At 64.0% G+C, this 2,574-nt stretch carries 3 protein-coding genes; all 3 read left to right on the top strand.

Annotated features, from left to right (window positions below):
* Positions 1-85 precede the first annotated feature (85 nt).
* The 3 genes from tnpA (at position 86) to tnpC (ending at position 2,561) form a co-directional block, all read left to right on the top strand.
* On the top strand, positions 86-436 hold the full coding sequence (tnpA, locus tag CCA01S_RS14995) for an IS66 family insertion sequence element accessory protein TnpA (protein WP_066459940.1): 351 nt from the start codon (positions 86-88) through the stop codon (positions 434-436).
* Positions 436-795: an IS66 family insertion sequence element accessory protein TnpB gene (gene tnpB / locus CCA01S_RS14990; RefSeq protein ID WP_066459938.1), complete on the top strand. Its 360-nt coding sequence runs from the start codon at positions 436-438 to the stop codon at positions 793-795. The genes tnpA and tnpB overlap by 1 nt, the downstream gene beginning before the upstream one ends.
* Before the next feature lie 209 nt (positions 796-1,004).
* Positions 1,005-2,561: an IS66 family transposase gene (gene tnpC, locus CCA01S_RS14985; protein WP_439951514.1), complete on the top strand. Its 1,557-nt coding sequence runs from the start codon at positions 1,005-1,007 to the stop codon at positions 2,559-2,561.
* Positions 2,562-2,574: the final 13 nt, after the last annotated feature.

Here is a 2,574-nt window from a genome sequence, read left to right as displayed (position 1 = left end):
GTAAGCGCTCCATCTCGCCCATGATGTTCAGGTGAACGGCGCTGCGTGATCATGTCCTCATCGACATTTTCAAGATGAGGCAACGATGACGAACAAGAACCGCGACTGGTGGCGTGCACATCTGCAGCGTATCGAGACTGAGGCGCTCACCACCAAGGCATACGCTGATCGCGAGGGGCTGGAGGTAGCAGCGCTGTACTACTGGCGCAAGGTCTTCAAGGCCGAGGCGGGGCGCGCGGCGCCGCACACGCACCCGCTTGCTGCCCGGTTCGTAGAACTGCAACTGTGCGACGAACCGGGGTCGGTACCGGTGCCGCAGCGCTCGCCGGGCTGCCGCCTGAGGCTACCTTCGGGGCTGAGCCTGGAGATGGCAGCGCTGCCCGATGTGTACTGGCTCGCGCAGCTTACACGAGCCCTGCCTGCCGAGCAACGCTGATGCACCCGGGTTATACGATCGGGGCGGTGTACCTGCACCGCGAGCCGGTGGACTTTCGCAAGCAGATCAACGGCCTGGCGGTGCTCGTGGAGGCCGAGCTCTCGATGAGCCCCTTTGCCGAGGCGCTATTCGTGTTCGTGAACCGGGCACACACCAGTCTAAAGGTCTTGTACTGGGATCGGAACGGCTTTTGCTTATGGCAAAAGCGCCTGGAGGCCGACCGCTTCGCATGGCCGCGTGGAGAGCAGTTTGCAGCTGCGCACCCGGTCACCGTACGTGAGTTTCAATGGCTGCTGGAGGGCTTCGATCCGTGGCAAAAGAATGCACATAAAGCATTGAATTATATGAGTATTTTGTAAATTAAATGGTATAATGCAGTATGTCTGAAGGCGCTGCATTGTCCCCCTCACAAACGCTCACGATCTCCCTGCCTCAGGGGGTTCTTCAGTGCCTGGATGCGCGCGCCATCGATCAGCTGCAAACCTATTTACAGCGCACGGTACAGACGCAGCTCCAGCAGCAGGTCGAGCAACTCACCGCCCAGATCCACCACGAACTCTACGGGCAGATCCAGGCTGAACTTCGCGCCCAGATCCGAGCCGAGTTCGAAGCACAGTTCGACGGGCGCGTGGCCCACGAAGTCGCCCTCAAGGTGCAGCAGATCATCGAACAGAACCGGCTCGCACGCCACCGCCAGTTTGGTGCGAGCAGCGAAGCCGGTCAGGGGTGGCTCTTCAATGAGCCCGAGCTGCTCGCCGGCGAGCCCCCGACAGAGGGCCGTCCTGAGGACACGCCTGGCGTGCCTGCTGCCCCCCGCAAGAGCCAGGGCGCTCGCGGCCACCGCCGGGCACTGCCTCCCGAGCTGCCCCGCATCGAGCTTCTCATCGACGTGCCCGAAGACGAGCGACGCGATGCCAGCGGCGCCTCCCTGGTGCGCATCGGAGAGGAGGTCAGCGAACAGCTCGACATCATCCCGATGAAGATCCGGGTGATTCGCACGATCCGCCCCAAGTACGCCCCCGCTGCAGGCGACGGGGCGCCGGTGGTAGCAGCGCTGCCCGCCTCGATTCTGCCGCGCAGCAACTTCACGGCCGGGTTCGTGGCGATGCTGCTCGTGACCAAGTACGCCGACGGCGTACCACTCGCCCGCATGGGCAAGGTGCTTGCCCGCCACGGCGTCGAGGTGCCGCGCCAGAGCCTGGCACGCACCGCCATCGCAGCCGCAGGCGCACTGCAGCCCCTGGCAAACCTCATGCGCGACGTGCTGCTCGAGGGCTCGCTCATTCACATGGACGAGACCCCCGTGCAGGTGCTCAAGGTACCCGGCAAGGCACCCACCTCCAAGTGCTACATGTGGGTGCAAACGGGCGGGCTGCCCGGCAAGCCGGTGGTGATGTTCGACTACGAGGCAAGCCGTGCGGGTTCGGTACCACTCGCCTTGCTCGATGGCTGGCACGGGTACCTGATGACCGATGGCTACGCGGGCTACGAGGCGGCAGTTGCCCATCACGGTATCACGCACCTGGCCTGCATGGCGCATGCCCGACGCAAGTTTGTCGAGGCCGAGCGTGCAGCTCCCAAGGGACGGGGCGGCCACACGGCCCAGGCACAGGTCTTCTTTGCCCGGCTCTACCGTATCGAGAAGCGCGTCAGGGCTGCCCCCGATTCGCTGCGGCTGCGGGTGCGCCAGAAGCTCAGCGGCCAGACGCTCGATGAATTCCATGCTTGGCTCATAGACCTGCTGCCCAAGGTGCCGCCCAAGACCAAGCTGGGCGAGGCCATCGCCTACACGCTGAACCTCTGGCAGCGGCTCGCGCGCTACATCGAGCGCGGTGACCTGCCGATCGACAACAACGTGTGCGAGCGCGCTATCCGGCCCTTTGTGATCGGGCGCAAGGCGTGGCTGTTTGCCGACACGCAGGCCGGTGCTCGGGCCAGCGCCCTGGTGTACTCGCTCATCGAGACGGCCAAAGCCAACGGCCGTGAGCCCTACGCCTGGCTGCTCTACGTCCTGGAGCGCCTGCCGCTGGCCAAGTCCGTCGATGAGATCGAAGCACTGTTGCCGTGGAATGTCCATGACCAGGATTTAGCCATGAATCTCCTCATACGGGAACAATGCGCTTGATGGAGCGCTTACC

The sequence above is a fragment of the Castellaniella caeni NBRC 101664 genome (assembly GCF_001592225.1).
GTDB classification, from domain to species: domain Bacteria; phylum Pseudomonadota; class Gammaproteobacteria; order Burkholderiales; family Burkholderiaceae_B; genus Castellaniella; species Castellaniella caeni.
This window is presented reverse-complemented; position numbering and strand designations above follow the sequence as displayed.